This is a genomic window from Pseudomonas sp. Bout1 (genome assembly GCF_034314165.1).
Classification (GTDB): Bacteria; Pseudomonadota; Gammaproteobacteria; order Pseudomonadales; family Pseudomonadaceae; genus Aquipseudomonas.
Window position 1 is genome coordinate 500,662 of sequence record NZ_JAVIWK010000001.1, and the last position, 17,298, is coordinate 517,959.

The window sequence follows — 17,298 nt, forward strand, 5'->3', positions numbered from 1 at the left end:
ATGCCCGTTGAATTGAAAACGGCCCGCATGCGGGCCGTTTTTAATGGGCGCGATTCAGTTGAGCTCCGCGTCCGGCTGACTAAGAAAAATCAGCACCCCCAAAATCGCCATGTAAAATTTGAAGGCTGCTTCCTGCCCATTCCACTGATGGGATTGCCACATCAGGAACCATTCGCCGCCGATCACCATGAACCCGAAGAACCACACCACAAAACCCAGGGTGAGGCCAACGGTTGCGCTTTTTTTGGCGCGATTGAAGTCGGCACTGCGGGCCTGGCGAGCCCGCCACAAGGCCAGTGCTCCGCGTGCCAGCAGCACCGCCGTCAGTGCCTCACCGGCAATGATCAGCCAATACGCGCCATGCCACAGCCATGGGGTGGTGATTGAGCGATACATGGCGGCGTTGCCGGGGAAGGTGGTGTCCATGCTCAACACATGTTTGACGAAGGCGAAGTTGGAGCCGTAGTCGGTGATGTTGCTGAAGGCGACAAGGGTGGCGAAGGCTGCCAGGGCAAGGGTCAGGACGATTTTTGCGTAGCGTGTGGCCATGTTTTTTCCATTGTTATTCGGCGTTGGGGAAGGGCGATTACGCTAGCACGCTGACGGTAGGGCTTCGACGTCAGATACATGAAGATTAAAGTGCCTGCCGTGTAGGGATTTACTGATTTGCCTGCGGCGTACCCAGCTCGGCAAAAAGCTGGTGCAGAATCGGCCGCCCACTACTCGCAGAGAAACACCGGATGTTCGCTCCTGCCAATCAAAGTGCCTTTACCCTGACCCTCGACGGTATGCCCAGTGATCTCAAGGTCTTTGAGTTCAAGGGCAGCGAAGCCATCAGCGAACCTTATTGCTTTGACCTTGAACTGGTCAGCGAGCAGCCAGACCTCGACCTTGAAAGCCTGCTGCACCGCCAGGCCTTCCTGGGTTTTGACGCCACGGGGCATGGCATTCACGGCCAGGTCTACCGCGTTGCCCAAGGCGACTCAGGCAGGCGGTTAACCCGCTACCAGATCAGCCTGGTGCCACGCCTGGCTTACCTGCAACACAGCAGCCACCAGCGAATTTTCCAGCACCACAGTGTGCCGCAGATCATCAAGCAGGTGCTGGAGGGGCAGGGCATCCACGGCGATGCTTTCGAATTCAGGCTGGGCGGTGTGTATCCGGCGCGCGAGTACTGCGTGCAGTTCGGTGAAAGCGATTTGGGGTTTATCCAGCGCCTGTGCGCCGAGTTGGGGATTCACTACCATTTCCAGCACAGCCCTGACGGGCACCTGTTGGTGTTTGGCGATGACCAGGCGGTGTTCGCCCAGGGCGAGCAGCCGACGGACTATGCGCCTGGCACCGGGATGGTCGCCGATACGCCGGTGATCAAGCGCTTTTCGGTGCGTTTGGAAACCCGGACCACGGGTGTAAACCTGCGCGATTATGACTTTCGCAAACCGCGCTTGCAGCTGGAAAGCGAAGTGCTGGGCGAGCAGCTTCCAGCCCTCGAAGGCCAAGGCTATCCAGGCCACTTTACCGATCGGGCCCACGGCAAGCATTTGGCACAACGCGCCCTTGAGCGATACCGCCGTGACTATCTCCAGGCCCATGGCAGTGGCGATCAACCGGCGTTGGTCAGTGGTCAGTTTTTCAAGCTGGCAGCGCATCCGCGTGATGAATGGAATGACCTGTGGCTGGTGACGCAGGTCGAACACTTCGGCAGGCAGCCGCAAGTGCTCGAAGAGTCTGTGGGCGATGGGTTGCTCCAGGGCTATAGCAACACCTTCGTCGCCACACCTTGGGACACTGTGTTTCGACCCGCGCCAGCGCCGGCACGTACACCGATATCCGGCTACCAGAACGCCGTGGTCACCGGGCCGCAAGGCAGTGAAATCCATTGCGACGAATACGGCCGGGTCAAGGTGCAACTCGCCTGGGATCGCGCAGGGGAACACAACGAACATTCCAGCTGCTGGTTGCGGGTAGCCAGCGGCTGGGCCCATGAGCATTACGGCGCGGTGATGATCCCGCGAGTGGGCATGGAAGTGCTGGTGGGCTTCGTCGATGGCGACGCCGACACGCCGTTGGTGGTCGGCTGCCTGGCGAATGCGGCGACGCCGGTGCCGCTGGACCTGCCGGCCGACAAGACCCGCAGCATCTTCCGTAGCCAGACCAGCCCCGGCGGCGGTGGCTACAACGAGCTGCGGATCGAGGACCGCAAGGGCGCCGAGGAAATCTACCTGCGCGCCCAGCGCAACTGGACTCAGCATGTACTCCATGATCAGCACGTGCAGGTCGACAACCAGCGCAACGTGATCGTCAAAGGCCTCGATCGTCACGAGCTTCAGGGCGAAGAGCAGCGCACGACCCACGGCAACCGCCTGACCGAACTCAAGCAGGACGATCACCTGACGATCGCCGGCTCGCAGCAGTTGCGTGCCGGTCTGACGATTAACATTGGCGCGGGGCAAAGCGTCGTCATCGACGCGGGCGCCAGCGTGACCCTGCAGGCCGGCGGGCAGTGGATCAACGTGTCGGCGGGCGGGATTTTCAGTAGCGTTCCGGTCCAGCTGGGCGGGGCGCCAGCACCGGCCGGAGCGCCGCTGATGCCAGGGCTACAGGAAAAACTGCTGGCGGTAATTCCGGCGCCATTGAGTGCCGTGCAAGTGTTCAGCCTGAAACGCAGTGCGCCCTTTTGTGAGGAGTGCGAGCGCTGCCGCAATGGCGTGTGTGATACGCCTCTGCACCGCAAAGCCTCTCTGCCCGCAGGTGCGCCATGATGTCTCCCGGGCAGTGGCTTGAGTCTGCACCGTTGCAGGCGGGCGAGCAGTTGTTTGCGGTGTGGGGCAATGCCAGTGACTGCAAGCCACTTGAGGCCTGGCGTCGTACCTATGGTGGTCCGTTCACTCCAATCTGGGCGGATAGCGAGTATGGGGAATGGGATGAGGTGATGCCCTACGTTGCGGTGGTCGCCGTTGACAGCGCCTTTTTGAAATGGGCCGCCGAATGCGAAGGTACCGACTGGGGTTGGCTGGCGGTGTCGTCCTGTTCCTTGCAAACCGTTGTCGAGCATCTGCGCAGCCTGACCAAGGTACTGTTGCCGGAGGGGCCGGCGGTGTTCTTTCGCTTCTGGGACGGTGCTTATGTCCTGCCGGTCTTGCAGGCGCTGGGGCCGCAGGCAAAGGAGTTGCTCCCGGTGTTCAGTCGCTACTGGATCAATGGTCGCGAACATGAGATAGCGGTTGCGGTGGTGGGAGCAGCAAAGCCCGGCCCGTGGTGGCAAGTGCCGCCGCATGTTCTGCAGCGCCTGGGTGAGCAGTCGAGCGTTACGCTGGTGGATAACCTGCTGCAATGGCTGGAGGAACAGCGCCCGGACTTGTACAGCGCCTTTGTGCCGGCGGCCCTGAAGCACAAGGTCGCCTACTTCGTGCGCCGGGCGGATGTCAGCCATCAGGCCCTGGTCGCCTGGCTGGCCTCAGAGTTGGGTGGTGGACACCGGATGGCAGGCCAGGGATTTGGCTTCGCCGATGTTCACCAGGCGCTTGAAGATTTGCAGTGAGTTTGAAGTGGTCAATCTTCAAGGCGTTTGCGGTGTGGCGCTCCATGCGCAGGGCCAGGGTTTGCAGGCTTTGCAGCAACAGGAACGCGTTCATCGGTGCCATGGCCCTGTGGTGAGCGGGCTTGCCCCGCGCTGGGCTGCGTAGCGGCCCCAAGTCGCCCACTGCATTCTGTCTGAAATAACGCCGTTTGCCATTATTGGGCTGCTTTGCAGCCCAGCGCGGGGCAAGCCCGCTCACCACAGCCCTGCACCTTTGCCTGCGTAAAAGGTAAACTTCGCCCCCTGCGCAGGAGCAACCATGAATTATCGTCACGCCTTTCACGCCGGCAACCATGCCGATGTCTTCAAACACCTGACCTTGACCCGCCTCATCGCCCTGATGTCGCGCAAGGAGCAGCCGTTTGCCTATCTCGACACCCACGCCGGCATTGGTCTGTACGACCTTCAGGGTGACCAGGCAAACCGCACCGGGGAATACCTGGAAGGCATCGCCCGCCTGTGGGGCCAGGCCGACCTGCCGCCGCTGGTCGGCGACTACATGCGCGTACTGCACGAGATGAACCCGGATGGCCAATTGCGCTACTACCCCGGCTCACCGGAGCTGGCGCGGCGCCTCACGCGCCCTCAGGACCGCGTGTTGCTCAACGAGAAGCACCCGGAAGACGGCCTGCTGCTCAAGGACAACATGAAGGGCGACCGTCGGGTGAAAGTGCACCTCGGCGAAGGCTGGCACGTGCCGCGGGCATTGCTGCCGGTGCCGGAGAAGCGCGCGCTGATGCTGATTGACCCGCCGTTCGAAAAGCTCGACGAGATGCAGCGCTGCGCCGCGTCCCTCAAGGAAGCCGTGAGCCGGATGCGCCAGACAGTGGCTGCGATCTGGTACCCGGTGAAAGACCAGCGCATGCTGCGCCGCTTCTACCAGGACCTGGCCGGCACCGGTGCGCCGAAGTTGCTGCGGGTGGAATTGCTGGTGCATCCGCTGGACACGCCCAACACCCTGACCGGCTCGGGCCTGGCGATTGCCAACCCGCCGTGGGGCTTGGAAGAAGAATTGCGTGAGCTGCTGCCGTGGTTGTCCAAACAGCTTGGGCAAACCCAGGGTGGCTGGCAGATGGATTGGCTGATTGCTGAGTAACCTGTAGGAGCCGGCTTGCCGGCGATGGCGGCCTTGAGATAGCTATCGCCGGCAAGCCGGCTCCTACAGCTGGTGTATCAATCAGATCGGGCAGGTCACGCCCGTGCCGCCGATCCCGCAGTAACCCTGCGGGTTCTTCGCCAGGTACTGCTGGTGATAGGCCTCGGCGAAGTACACCGTCGGTGCCTCGTCGATTTCCGTGGTGATGGTGCCCAGGCCAGCCTTGGTCAGTTCATTCTGATACGCCTGGGCGCTGGCTTTTGCCGCCTCCAGGTGCTGCGGCTTGACCGCATAGATCACCGAGCGGTACTGGCTGCCGATGTCATTGCCCTGGCGCATGCCCTGGGTCGGGTTGTGTAGTTCCCAGAACATTTTCAGCAGCTCTTCGTAGCTGATCTTGTCCTGGTCAAACACTACCAGAACCACTTCGCTGTGGCCGGTCAGGCCCGAGCATACTTCTTCATAGGTCGGGTTCGGCGTGTAGCCGCCGGCATAACCGACCACCGTGCTGACGATGCCTTCGCGCTGCCAGAAACGACGCTCGGCACCCCAGAAGCAACCGAGGCCAAAGATCGCAAACTCTACGTTGTCGACAAACGGGCCCAGCAGCGGGTTGCCGTTGACGAAGTGAGTTTCGGGCAGGGACATTGGGGTTTCACGCCCAGGCAACGCTTGTTCTTGAGTGGGGAGCACGTTTTTGTTCACCAGAATTTCCGAGCGCAAGACCATGATCAGTCCTCTCAGTCAGATTGAGTTACAAGTAAGAATTCAGAACGCCAGTGTGCCCGAGTGTCACAGCGCTGTCAGGCGATTGGACCGCGAGGGTAGCGTTTAAGCTTCTCGATCAGCTCGGACCCCGGAATTGGCCGGTCAAACAGGTAGCCCTGGCCGACGTCGCAACGGTGGCGGCGCAGGAACGCCAGTTGCTCGGCGGTCTCAATGCCTTCGGCCACCACCTTGAGCTTGAGGTTGTGGGCCATGGCGATCACTGCCGAGGTGATTTCCATGTCGTCCTGGTTGTCGGGGATTTCATGAATAAAGCTGCGATCGATCTTGATGATGTCGATCGGGAATTTTTTCAGGTAGCTGAGTGACGAGTAACCAGTGCCGAAGTCATCCATGGCCAGGGTCAGGCCAAAACTTTTCAGTTGGTCCAGCTGCAAGCGCGTGTCTTCGGTGGCTTCCAGCAGCAGGCCTTCGGTCAGCTCCAGTTCCAGCAGGTTGGCTGGCAACTGCTCTTCCTTGAGGATCGCGGCAATCGAGGCCACCAGGTCCGGGTCGGAAAACTGCTTGGGCGACAGGTTGATCGCCACTTGCAGGTTACCCATGCCGGCGGCGGTCAGTTGTCGGCTCATGCGGCAGGCCTGGCGAGCGATCCATTTGCCGATGGGGATAATCAGCCCGGTCTCTTCGGCCACGCTGATGAATTGATCGGGGCGGATCATGCCCTTCTCTGGATGGTTCCAGCGCAGCAGCGCTTCCATGCCCAGCAGGCGACCGCTGCGCAGGCACAGCTTGGGTTGGTAGAACACGTCCAGCTCGTTTTGGGTCAGGGCACGGCGCAGGTTGTTTTCCACGAACAGCTTGTAGCTGGCCTCGGCGTTCAGTGCTTCGGTAAACACCTGTACCTGGTGTTTGCCATTGGCCTTGGCCTTGTGCAGCGCAAGGCCTGCGTTGCGCATCAGGGTTTGCGGGTCGCGGCCATGCAACGGCGCGCAGGCCAGGCCCACGGAACCGGTGACGCTGATCAACTGGTTGTCGACAAACATCGGCTTGTCGAGGGTCGCCAGTAACTGGCTGGCGACCTGCTGGCCGGTCTCAAGGTCGGTGTCGTCCAGCAGCACGGCAAATTCATTACTGGCAAACCGCGCCAGGCTGCCGCTGGCGGTCAGGCTGTTGCGCAGGCGGCGGGCCAGGCTGATCAGCAATTTGTCGCCGGTCTGGTGGCCGAGGCTGTCGTTGATCCGCTTGAAATTGTCGATGTCCACCAGCAGCAGGCTGATGGAGCTGTCGCTGTCGCGGGCAAAACGTTCGTCAAGGTTACGGATGAACGCCGGCCGGTTGCCCAGGTTGGTCAGGTTGTCGGTGTAGGCCAGGCGCTCGATGCGCTGCTGGGCCAGCTTGGTCTGGGTGATGTCTTCGTAGATGCCGATGTAGTGCGTCAGCTCGCGGTTGTCGCCATAGACCTTGGAGATCGACAACTGGCCCCAGTAGGGTTCGAGGTTTTTGCGCCGGCTCTTGAATTCGCCTTGCCAGCTATTGCTTTTGGCCAGGCTTGAAGGGGCGTCGAACAGCAGCTCGCTGAGGTTCTCCAGCGCCGGCAGTTCCGACAGCAGGTGGCCGTGGACTTCTTCGGTGCTGTACTGGGTGATGGCGGTAAAGCTGGGGTTGACGTATTCCACCACGCCGTCGCAGTTGACCAGCAGGAACGCGTTGGCGCTTTGCTCCACGGCCCGCTGGAACAAGTGCAGGGCGCTGGTGGCGGTGCGGCGGTTGTGGTTGTTGATCACTTGGGCGAACTGGTCGGCCAGCTCTCCGGCAAACGCGATTTCATCGGATTGCCAGACACGAGTGCTGCCGCTTTGCTCCAGGCACAACACCCCGACCACGTTGCCATCGACGCGGATACTGGCATCGAGCATGGCGTGGATGTCCCGCGGGCGAAGGCTCTCGGCCATTTCCCGGGTGCGGGGATCGCGCATCGCGTTGGTGGCATCAATGGCGCGGCTGGTTTGCAGGGCTTCCAGGTAGTCGGGGAAGCCGCTGGCATCGATAGGCTCTGGCAGGTGGTGTTGCTGATCGTCGCGGTGGTAGGCGGAAATCGGCACCAGGTGCTGATTTTCGAGGTTCCAGATGCTGGCGCAATCAATCTGGTAAATGTCGCAGGCGCTGCGGGTGATCAACTCGGCGGCTTCTTGCAGCGAATTGTTGGTGCTGTAGCGCTGGCGGGCCAGCAGCAGGATCAGCTCCTGCTGGGCACGCACCCGCTCAAGGTGTTGCAGTTGTTCCTGCTGGGCGCGCTGGTTGAGCTCCAGGGCGATTTGCAGGCGGCTGTTCTGGCTTTCGAGATCCGCTGCAGGGGACGGCGAGATATCACTGAACAGGCCGTCGACCACCATCAGGTAGCCGCGCAGCAGGTGACGATTGTGTTGTTTGTAGGCCTCACCCAGCTCCAGCAGGCTCAACGGGCCGTCATTGGTGTGCAGGGTGTAGCGCACCAGGTAATGCGGGCTGATGGTCAGTTGTTCCTGGATCGCATCATGCAACTGATAGCGCGCCTGGGGTTCCATCAAGCTGGCGTAGGGCGAGCCGATCAGGGCGCACAGCTCCACCGCGGGCAGGCCGAACTGGCGTTCGCAATTGGGGTCGAGGTACAGCAGGGCCCAGCTTGCCTCATTAAGCCGCTCGAAACGCAGCATACCGAGGCGCGAAGGCACCGGTAATTGCGTCACTACCTCGGCCGCCATACGGGCGACATCGGGTTGGCTTTTCATGGAGGAACTCGCTTGGAAAAATGCGCATCGCGCCGGGCTCACGCCCTCTTTACTGTTGCCTGCGGCAAGGTTGCATCATGCAGCACAGGCTGACAAGAGAGGATGAAGGCTAAGTGCTATAAGTGTGTTATCGGCCGGGCGGGGGATTTCTGCAACCGGGGTGACCGATGGCTTTCCCAAGGCCAGATGCGCCCCCAACTGTAGGAGCGAGCTTGCTCGCGAAAAACGCCCAGGCACCGCGTTCATTCAGGGTGCCAGCGTCATCTTTGCCGGCCTTCGCGAGCAAGCTTGCTCCTACAGAGGAACAGGAAAAACAGGCAAAAAAAGCCCCGCCAATTGGCGGGGTTGAGGTACGAGCGTGGCGCTCGGAAATCGTTGAAGCCAGGTCTTCTGCGTGGGCAGAAGACCTGTTGAGGCTTAAAGCAGGATGGTGCGGATGTCGTTCAGCAACTGGCTCAGACGCTGAGTGAAGCGAGCCGCCGCCGCGCCGTTGATCACACGGTGATCGTAGGACAGCGACAACGGCAACATCAGCTTCGGCTGGAACGCTTTACCGTCCCACACAGGCTGGATGGTGGCCTTGGAAACACCCAGGATCGCCACTTCCGGCGCGTTGACGATTGGCGTGAAGCCAGTGCCGCCAATGTGCCCAAGGCTTGAGATGGTGAAGCAGGCGCCTTGCATGTCGTCTGCGGTCAGCTTCTTGTCACGGGCCTTGGCAGCCAGTGCAGCCGCTTCGGCAGCCAGTTGCAGCAGGCTCTTCTGATCAACGTTCTTGATCACAGGCACCAGCAGGCCGTCCGGGGTATCGACTGCAAAGCCGACGTTCACGTACTTCTTGCGAATGATCGCCTTGCCGCTAGGGGCCAGCGAGCTGTTGAAGTCCGGCAGTTCCTTGAGCAGGTGCGCGCAGGCCTTGAGCAGCAGTGGCAGCACGGTCAGCTTCACGCCGGCCTTCTCGGCGACGGCTTTCTGCGCAACGCGGAAAGCTTCCAGGTCGGTAATGTCGGCCTGGTCGAACTGGGTCACGTGCGGGATGTTCAGCCAGCTGCGGTGCAGGCTCGACGCGCCGATTTGCATCAGGCGGGTCATCGGCACTTCTTCGGTTTCGCCGAAGCGGCTGAAGTCCACGACCGGGATCGGCGGAATGCCCGAACCACCGGTGGCGCCGCCGGCTGCCGGAGCTTCCTTGGCTTTTTGCATCATGGATTTGACGTAAACCTGCACGTCTTCCTTCAGCACGCGACCGTGCGGGCCGGTGGCCGACACGGCATTCAACTCGACGCCGAACTCACGTGCCAGCTGACGCACGGCTGGGCCGGCGTGAACCTTGGCACCGCTTGGCGCAGGCGCAGCAGCAGGGGCCGGTGCGGCCTCGGCTTTTGCAGCAGGTGCAGGTGCGGCGGCCGGTGCGGCTTCAGCCTTGGCGGCCGGAGCAGCGGCGGCTGGAGCGGCAGCAGGGGCAGCAGCGCCCGCCACTTTCAGCTTGAGGATGAAGTCGCCAGTGCCGACTTCGTCTTCCAGCTTCACGGCAATGCTTTCCACCACGCCAGCAGCCGGCGACGGGATTTCCATGGAGGCCTTGTCGGACTCCAGGGTGATCAGCGACTGGTCGGCTTCGACGGTGTCGCCGACTTTAACCAGCAACTCGATGATCTTGGCCTTGCCCGACGAGCCGATGTCCGGAACATGAATGTCCTGGACTGTTTCGGCGGCAGGTGCAGCAGCCGGTGCCGCAGGGGCCTCGGCAGCAGCGGCAGGCTTCTCGGCGGCAGGAGCCGGGGCAGCAGCAGGAGCCGCCGCCGCAGGGGCCGCATCGGCGGCGCCTTCGATTTCCAGCTCAAGCAGTTCGTCGCCTTCTTTCAGGCGGTCGCCCAGCTTCACTTTCAGGCTTTTGACCACGCCGGCCTTGGGAGCAGGGATTTCCATGCTCGCCTTGTCCGACTCCAGGGTCAGGATGCTCTGGTCGGCTTCGACGGTGTCGCCGACCTTCACAAACAGTTCAATTACTTCACCTTCACCGCTGCCGATGTCAGGTACGCGAATGAGTTCGCTCACAGAAAGTCTCCTCAGCAGTCCAGTGGGTTGCGTTTTTCCGGGTTGATCCCGAACTTGACGATAGCGTCTGCCACTACCTTAGGTTCGATTTCACCACGGTCAGCCAAGGCTTCCAGGGCTGCCAACACCACGAAGTGACGGTCGACTTCGAAGAAGTGACGCAGCTTCTTGCGGCTGTCACTACGGCCGAAACCGTCGGTGCCCAGGACTTTGAATTCCTTGGACGGTACCCACTGACGAATTTGTTCAGCAAACAGTTTCATGTAGTCGGTAGAGGCAATAACCGGACCTTTACGGCCAGCCAGGCACTCTTCAACGTAGGTCAGCGCAGGCTTCTGGCCTGGGTGCAGGCGGTTGCTGCGCTCTACGGCCAGGCCGTCGCGACGCAGTTCGTTGAAGCTGGTAACGCTCCATACGTCAGCACCGACGTTGAACTCTTCACGCAGGATCTTCGCCGCTTCACGCACTTCGCGCAGGATGGTGCCGGAGCCCATCAGTTGCACGTGGTGAGCCGCTTCCTTGGTGTCTTCTTCGAGCAGGTACATGCCCTTGATGATGCCTTCCTCGACACCGGCCGGCATGGCTGGCTGCTGGTAGGACTCGTTCATCACGGTGATGTAGTAGAAAACGTCCTGCTGCTGTTCGGTCATCTTCTTCATGCCGTCCTGGATGATCACCGCCAGCTCATAGCCGTAGGTTGGATCAAAGGTGCGGCAGTTCGGGATGGTGCCCGCCAGGATGTGGCTGTGACCGTCTTCGTGTTGCAGGCCTTCGCCGTTCAGCGTGGTCCGCCCGGCAGTACCGCCAATCAGGAAGCCACGGGTACGGCTGTCGCCTGCTGCCCAAGCCAGGTCGCCGATCCGCTGGAAACCGAACATCGAGTAGAAGATGTAGAACGGCAGCATCGGCTGGTTGTGGCTGGAGTACGAAGTACCGGCAGCGATGAAGGAGCTCATGGCGCCCGCTTCGTTGATGCCTTCTTCGAGGATCTGGCCCTTCTTGTCTTCCTTGTAGAACATCACCTGGTCTTTATCGACTGGCTCGTAGAGCTGGCCGACGGAGGAGTAGATGCCCAACTGACGGAACATGCCTTCCATACCGAAGGTACGGGCCTCGTCCGGGATGATCGGCACGATACGCGAACCGATTTCCTTGTCCTTGACCAACTGCGCGAGGATCCGCACGAAAGCCATGGTGGTGGAGATTTCACGGTCGCCCGAGCCGTCCAGGATAGCCTTGAGGGTATCGAGTGGCGGTGTAGGAATGTCGAATGACTTGGCGCGGCGCTGTGGCACGAAACCGCCCAGTGCAGTACGACGCTCGCTGAGGTAGCGGGCTTCGGCGCTGTTTGGCTCTGGCTTGAAGAACGGCAGGTTCTCCAGCTCTTCGTCCTTGACCGGGATGTCGAAGCGGTCGCGGAACAGCTTCAGGCTTTCAACATCAACCTTCTTGGTGTTGTGCGCAGTGTTTTTCGCTTCGCCGGCACCGGTGCCATAACCCTTGATGGTCTTGGCCAGGATAACGGTAGGTTGTTCTTTGTGGTTGACCGCTTCGTGGTACGCCGCGTAGACCTTGTACGGGTCGTGGCCGCCACGGTTGAGTTTCCAGATCTCGTCGTCGGACAGATCAGCAACCATCGCCTTGAGTTCTGGCGAGTTGAAGAAGTGTTCACGCACGAACGCGCCGTCTTTGGCCTTGTAGTTCTGGTACTCGCCGTCGATGACTTCGTCCATCCGGCGTTGCAGGATGCCGTCAACGTCTTTGGCCAGCAGTGGGTCCCAGAAACGGCCCCAGATGACTTTGGTCACGTTCCACTGGGCACCGCGGAACACGCCTTCGAGTTCCTGGATGATCTTGCCGTTGCCGCGAACCGGGCCGTCGAGGCGCTGCAGGTTGCAGTTGATGACGAAGATCAGGTTGTCCAGCTTCTCGCGGCCGGCCAGGGAGATGGCGCCCAGGGATTCCGGCTCGTCACACTCGCCGTCGCCCAGGAAGCACCAGACCTTCTGCTTGCCTTCAGGGATGAAACCACGGGCTTCCAGGTACTTCATGAAGCGTGCCTGGTAGATCGCCTGGATCGGGCCGAGGCCCATGGATACCGTCGGGAACTGCCAGAAATCAGGCATCAGCCAAGGGTGCGGATAGGACGAGAGGCCCTGGCCGTCGACTTCCTGGCGGAAGTTGTTCATTTGTTCTTCGGTGATGCGGCCTTCCATGAACGCACGGGCGTAGACGCCTGGCGAGGTGTGGCCCTGGAAGTAGATCAGGTCGCCGCCGTGTTCGTCGGTCGGGGCCTGGAAGAAGTAGTTGAAGCCGATGTCATACAGGGTTGCGCTGGAAGCGAAGCTGGAGATGTGACCGCCCAGGTCAGAATCTTTCAAGTTCGTGCGCATAACCATCGCCATGGCGTTCCAGCGTACCAGCGAGCGAATGCGGCGTTCCATGAACAGGTCGCCAGGCATGCGTGCTTCGTGGGTTACCGGGATGGTGTTGCGGTACGGCGTGGTGATGGCGTAAGGCAGTTGCGAGCCGCTGCGGGTCGCGAGTTCGCCCATACGGGTCATCAGGTAATGCGCACGGTCTTCGCCTTCTTTGTCGAGAACCGATTCCAGGGCGTCCAGCCATTCCTGGGTTTCGACGGGATCGAGGTCTTGCATGGCTTGCTCCAGGGCGGAAAGGCTACCAGAATCGGTTGCCTGAAGTTTGCGACTGGCCTTGTGGGCAGACGACATAAATTCTTGGATGGCCGAAGGTTGCTTCGGCGTCCTGTAGTTTTACTACAAATCGTCGGCCATTTCAGCCTTTCGAATGTATATACGAGTAGTAAAACTACACAAGACTGAGCGGATTGCTCGGTCTAGCTGGCGAGCATAATCGTTATTGTTGGTCATTTGCGAACAAGAAAAGGTGAAATCTTGATGTTGCCTGCCAAAATGAATTTAATTTCAGCTATTTATAACCTTTGTTCGACAGTCCTTCACCGAGCGTGGTTCTTGCGTTCACAGCTACAAGCCATTTGCGCGCCGATCAAGGATAGACCATGAGCCTTCCAGTGCAGGCCGAATTGCCGGCCATCCTGCTTCCATTTGCCAAGCGGGCCGAGCAGTCATTTCGTGACGCCGTGGCCGGATTGGACGGCGATAATGGCCTTTCTGCGTGGACGCCGCAACGTTGGGCTGACTTCGCCCGTGTGTGCGCTGCCAGTGATTTTGTGATTGAACAGAGTGTTCGTGACCCTTTGATGTTGCTGGAACTGGTGGCCTGGGGCGAGTTGGACCGCGGCTTTGCCCCCGGCGAACTGTGCGGGCAGATTGCGGCTGCCGTGCAACAAGCCGAAACAGAGGACGAACTGGGCCGCGTCCTGCGCCGCCAGCGCACCCGCCAGCAAGTGCGGATCATCTGGCGCGACCTGACCCGACAGGCGGACCTGGTGCAAACCTGCCGCGATCTATCCGATATGGCCGACGCCAGTATCGACCAGGCCTATCAGTGGTTGTACCAGCGCCACTGCGTAATGTTCGGCACGCCCACCGGCCGTCGCAGCGGCGAGCCGCAGCACATGGTTATCCTCGGCATGGGCAAGCTCGGGGCCGTGGAGTTGAATCTGTCGTCGGATATCGACCTGATCTTCGCCTACCCCGAAGGCGGCGACACGGTGGGCGTAAAACGCTCGCTGGATAACCAGGAATTTTTCATTCGTCTTGGTCAAAAACTGATCAAGGCGCTGGACCCGATGACCGTCGACGGCTTCGTATTCCGCGTCGACATGCGCCTGCGGCCTTATGGTTCAGCCGGCGCACTGGTGCTTAGTTTCAATGCACTGGAGCAGTACTACCAGGACCAGGGCCGCGACTGGGAACGCTACGCGATGATCAAGGCGCGGGTGGTAGCCGGTGACCAGGTAGCCGGTGCGCAATTGCTCGACATGCTGCGCCCGTTTGTCTACCGGCGTTACCTGGACTTTTCCGCCATCGAAGCGCTGCGCACCATGAAGCAGCTGATCCAGCAGGAAGTGCGGCGCAAGGGCATGGCCGAGAATATCAAGCTGGGTTCGGGCGGCATCCGTGAAGTGGAATTTATCGCCCAGGCGTTCCAGCTGATCCACGGCGGCCGCGACCTGAGCCTGCAACAGCGCCCGCTGTTAAAAGTGCTGGGCACGCTGGAAGGCCAGGGCTATTTGCCGCCTGCGGTGATTGCCGAACTGCGCGATGGCTATGAATTTTTGCGCTACACCGAACACGCGATCCAGGCGATTGCCGACCGCCAGACGCAGATGCTCCCGGACGGTACCGAAGACCAGGCGCGGATTGCCTTCATGATGGGTTTCCCGGACTGGAGCGCGTTCCATGAGCGCCTGATGTATTGGCGCGGCCGGGTGGACTGGCATTTTCGCCAGGTGATTGCCGACCCGGATGAAGAAGAGGGTGAAGAGAGCGAGTTGGTGGTGGGCGGTGAGTGGTTGCCGTTGTGGGAAGAGTCCCAGGACGAGGAAGCCGCCTGCCGACAGTTGCAGGAAGGCGGGTTTACCGACGCACCCAAAGCCTTGAAAACCCTGGCTGGCCTGCGCAGCAGCCCACAATTGCGCGCCATGCAGCGTTTGGGTCGAGAGCGTCTGGATGCGTTTATCCCGCGCCTGCTGGCCCAGGCGGTCGAACACGCCAACCCGGACCTGGTGCTTGAGCGCGTATTGCCGCTGGTGGAAGCCGTCGCCCGTCGCTCCGCTTATCTGGTGCTGCTGACAGAAAACCCTGACGCCCTGCGTCGCCTTCTGACGCTATGTGCCGCGAGCCCGTGGATTGCCGAACAAATCACCCGCTTCCCACTGCTGCTGGACGAATTGCTCAACGAAGGCCGCCTGTTCAAGCCGCCGCTTGCGCCAGAACTGGCCGCCGAATTGCGCGAACGCCTGACACGCATACCTGAAGATGACCTTGAGCAGCAGATGGAAGCCTTGCGTCACTTCAAGTTGGCCCACCGCCTGCGAGTCGCCGCCTCGGAAATCGCCGGCAGCCTGGCGCTGATGAAAGTCAGTGACTACCTGACCTGGCTCGCCGAAGCGATCCTCGAACAAGTGCTGGCCCTGGCCTGGCGCCAGACCGTCGCCCGTCACGGCTCGCCGCAGCGGGTGGACGGCACCTTGTGCGATCCCGGCTTCATCATTGTCGGTTATGGGAAAGTCGGCGGCATCGAATTGGGGCATGGTTCGGACCTGGACCTGGTGTTTATCCATGACGGTGACCCGCAAGCCGAAACCGACGGCGCCAAGCCGATCGACGGTGCGCAGTTCTTTACCCGGCTGGGCCAGCGGATCATTCACCTGCTGACCACCCAGACCAACTCCGGGCAGTTGTATGAAGTGGACATGCGCCTGCGGCCTTCGGGCGCCTCCGGTCTGCTGGTGAGTTCCCTGGGCGCCTTTGCGCGCTATCAGGAAAACGAAGCCTGGACCTGGGAACACCAGGCGTTGGTACGCGCACGGGTGCTGGTAGGCAGCCAGGATGTCGGTCGTGCCTTTGAGCAAGTGCGGGCGCAAGTGCTAGGCCGCGCGCAGGACCTGGACAAGCTGCGCCTGGAGGTCAGTGAGATGCGCGCCAAGATGCGTGACAACCTCGGCACCAAGTCCACGGCGGCGGGAACGGCGGCGAATGCCTTCGAACCCACGGTGGCGTTTGACCTCAAGCAGGACGCCGGAGGTATCGTCGATATTGAATTTATGGTGCAATACGCGGCTTTGGCGTGGTCTGCGCAACATCCATCGTTGCTGCGCTACACCGACAATATCCGCATCCTGGAAGGGCTGGAGCAGGTCGGGCTGATGCCTGCCGCCGATGCCCATTTGCTGCGCGAGGTGTATAAAGCCTACCGTTCCGCCGCTCACCGCCAGGCCTTGCAGAACGAGGCCGGGACAGTTGCCGGGGACCAGTTCGCTGACGAACGGCGCCAGGTGCAGCGAATCTGGCGTGAACTGGGGTTAAGCTGAAACACTATATAAGGCGGGGAGGCATGAGCCTCCCCGTATCGTTTGTGGAAACTACATGAATATTCTGATCGTTGGGCCCAGTTGGGTCGGTGACATGGTGATGGCGCAGACACTGTTCCAGTGCCTGAAACAGCGCCATCCCGATTGCCAAATCGACGTGCTCGCCCCCGAGTGGAGCCGGCCGATTCTTGAGCGCATGCCCCAAGTGCGCCAGGCCTTGAGCTTTCCGCTCGGCCACGGCGCGCTGGAACTGGCGACCCGCCGACGCATCGGCAAGTCGCTGGCCGGCCAGTACGATCAGGCGATCCTGTTGCCCAACTCGATGAAGTCGGCACTGGTGCCGTTCTTTGCCGGCATCCCCAAGCGCACCGGCTGGCGTGGCGAGTTTCGCTATGGCCTGCTCAACGATGTGCGCAAGCTCGACAAGGCCCGCTACCCGCTGATGATCGAGCGCTTCATGGCCCTGGCCTACGCGCCGGGTGCCGAGTTGCCCACGCCTTATCCGCGCCCGAGCCTTCAAATCGACCCGGTTACCCGCGACACCGCCCTGGCCAAGTTCGGCCTGGAGCTGGACCGGCCGGTGCTGGCGCTGTGCCCAGGCGCGGAGTTTGGCGAGTCCAAGCGTTGGCCGTCGGAGCATTACGCCAAGGTCGCGGAGATGAAGATCCGTGAAGGCTGGCAAGTCTGGCTGTTCGGCTCGAAAAACGATCATTCGGTGGGCGAGGATATTCGCCAGCGCCTGATCCCGGGCCTGCGCGAAGAAGCGGTCAACCTCAGCGGCGACACGTCCCTGGCCGAGGCCATCGACCTGCTGTCCTGCGCCGACTCGGTGGTGTCCAACGACTCGGGCCTGATGCACGTGGCTGCGGCGCTGAATCGCCCGCTGGTAGCGGTGTACGGCTCGACGTCTCCCGGGTTCACCCCGCCGTTGGCCGACAAGGTCGAAGTGGTGCGCCTGGGCCTGGATTGCAGCCCGTGTTTCGACCGCACTTGCCGCTTTGGCCACTACAACTGCCTGCGCCAGTTGCTGCCGCAACCCGTCAGCGACGCGTTGCAGCGGTTGCAGGGCACTGTGGTCGAGGTTCGTTAA

General features: G+C 61.2%; 11 protein-coding genes. 5 read left to right on the top strand and 6 right to left on the bottom strand.

Annotation, left to right across the window (positions count from 1 at the left end):
* Positions 1-54 precede the first annotated feature (54 nt).
* Positions 55-549 carry a DUF2165 domain-containing protein gene (locus RGV33_RS02270; protein ID WP_322142936.1) on the bottom strand — a complete coding sequence of 165 codons (495 nt, stop codon included), beginning with the start codon at positions 547-549 and terminating at the stop codon, positions 55-57.
* 191 nt (positions 550-740) lie between these two features.
* On the opposite strand from RGV33_RS02270, the gene RGV33_RS02275 reads away from it, so the two are divergent.
* Entirely contained in the window at positions 741-2,762 is a 2,022-nt protein-coding gene (locus tag RGV33_RS02275; protein WP_322142937.1) for a type VI secretion system tip protein VgrG, read from the top strand.
* On the top strand, positions 2,759-3,541 hold the full coding sequence (locus RGV33_RS02280; RefSeq protein ID WP_322142938.1) for a DUF4123 domain-containing protein: 783 nt from the start codon (positions 2,759-2,761) through the stop codon (positions 3,539-3,541). The genes RGV33_RS02275 and RGV33_RS02280 overlap by 4 nt, the downstream gene beginning before the upstream one ends.
* On the opposite strand, the gene RGV33_RS34140 is transcribed toward RGV33_RS02280, so the two are convergent.
* On the bottom strand, positions 3,426-3,875 hold the full coding sequence (locus tag RGV33_RS34140) for a PLP-dependent transferase (protein WP_416152105.1): 450 nt from the start codon (positions 3,873-3,875) through the stop codon (positions 3,426-3,428). The two genes, RGV33_RS02280 and RGV33_RS34140, sit on opposite strands and share 116 nt — an antisense overlap.
* On the opposite strand from RGV33_RS34140, the gene RGV33_RS02290 reads away from it, so the two are divergent.
* Entirely contained in the window at positions 3,840-4,676 is an 837-nt protein-coding gene (locus RGV33_RS02290; protein ID WP_322142939.1) for a 23S rRNA (adenine(2030)-N(6))-methyltransferase RlmJ, read from the top strand. The two genes, RGV33_RS34140 and RGV33_RS02290, sit on opposite strands and share 36 nt — an antisense overlap.
* Before the next feature lie 81 nt (positions 4,677-4,757).
* Here the strand turns inward: RGV33_RS02290 and msrA are convergent, their stop codons facing one another.
* The 4 genes from msrA to aceE form a co-directional block, all read right to left on the bottom strand.
* Complete coding sequence (gene msrA, locus RGV33_RS02295) at positions 4,758-5,405, bottom strand: peptide-methionine (S)-S-oxide reductase MsrA (protein WP_322142940.1); 648 nt, start codon at positions 5,403-5,405, stop codon at positions 4,758-4,760.
* 74 nt (positions 5,406-5,479) lie between these two features.
* Positions 5,480-8,170, bottom strand: coding sequence for a putative bifunctional diguanylate cyclase/phosphodiesterase (locus tag RGV33_RS02300; protein WP_322142941.1), 2,691 nt, complete (start codon positions 8,168-8,170; stop codon positions 5,480-5,482).
* A gap of 417 nt (positions 8,171-8,587) precedes the next feature.
* A complete protein-coding gene (gene aceF, locus RGV33_RS02305; RefSeq protein ID WP_322142942.1) occupies positions 8,588-10,228 on the bottom strand; it encodes a dihydrolipoyllysine-residue acetyltransferase in 1,641 nt (546 codons plus the stop codon).
* 11 nt (positions 10,229-10,239) lie between these two features.
* Positions 10,240-12,885, bottom strand: coding sequence for a pyruvate dehydrogenase (acetyl-transferring), homodimeric type (aceE, locus tag RGV33_RS02310; protein ID WP_322142943.1), 2,646 nt, complete (start codon positions 12,883-12,885; stop codon positions 10,240-10,242).
* Between the two features lie 383 nt (positions 12,886-13,268).
* Here aceE and glnE point away from each other — a divergent pair, with 383 nt between their 5' ends.
* Both glnE and waaF read left to right on the top strand, forming a co-directional pair.
* Positions 13,269-16,208, top strand: a complete 2,940-nt coding sequence (gene glnE / locus RGV33_RS02315) for a bifunctional [glutamate--ammonia ligase]-adenylyl-L-tyrosine phosphorylase/[glutamate--ammonia-ligase] adenylyltransferase (protein ID WP_322142944.1) — start codon at positions 13,269-13,271, stop codon at positions 16,206-16,208.
* A gap of 55 nt (positions 16,209-16,263) precedes the next feature.
* The gene (gene waaF, locus RGV33_RS02320; RefSeq protein ID WP_322142945.1) at positions 16,264-17,298 is read left to right on the top strand and encodes a lipopolysaccharide heptosyltransferase II; all 1,035 of its coding nucleotides are present in this window, start codon (positions 16,264-16,266) and stop codon (positions 17,296-17,298) included.

What these genes read in the sequence shown, in the direction of transcription:
- RGV33_RS02300 (WP_322142941.1), bottom strand. Translation starts at nt 8,170, where the DNA reads ATGAAAAGCCAACCCGATGTCGCCCGTATGGCGGCCGAGGTAGTGACG.
- waaF (WP_322142945.1), top strand. Translation starts at nt 16,264, where the DNA reads ATGAATATTCTGATCGTTGGGCCCAGTTGGGTCGGTGACATGGTGATG.
- RGV33_RS02270 (WP_322142936.1), bottom strand. Translation starts at nt 549, where the DNA reads ATGGCCACACGCTACGCAAAAATCGTCCTGACCCTTGCCCTGGCAGCC.
- RGV33_RS02275 (WP_322142937.1), top strand. Translation starts at nt 741, where the DNA reads ATGTTCGCTCCTGCCAATCAAAGTGCCTTTACCCTGACCCTCGACGGT.
- RGV33_RS02290 (WP_322142939.1), top strand. Translation starts at nt 3,840, where the DNA reads ATGAATTATCGTCACGCCTTTCACGCCGGCAACCATGCCGATGTCTTC.
- glnE (WP_322142944.1), top strand. Translation starts at nt 13,269, where the DNA reads ATGAGCCTTCCAGTGCAGGCCGAATTGCCGGCCATCCTGCTTCCATTT.
- RGV33_RS02280 (WP_322142938.1), top strand. Translation starts at nt 2,759, where the DNA reads ATGATGTCTCCCGGGCAGTGGCTTGAGTCTGCACCGTTGCAGGCGGGC.
- msrA (WP_322142940.1), bottom strand. Translation starts at nt 5,405, where the DNA reads ATGGTCTTGCGCTCGGAAATTCTGGTGAACAAAAACGTGCTCCCCACT.
- aceE (WP_322142943.1), bottom strand. Translation starts at nt 12,885, where the DNA reads ATGCAAGACCTCGATCCCGTCGAAACCCAGGAATGGCTGGACGCCCTG.
- RGV33_RS34140 (WP_416152105.1), bottom strand. Translation starts at nt 3,875, where the DNA reads ATGGTTGCCGGCGTGAAAGGCGTGACGATAATTCATGGTTGCTCCTGC.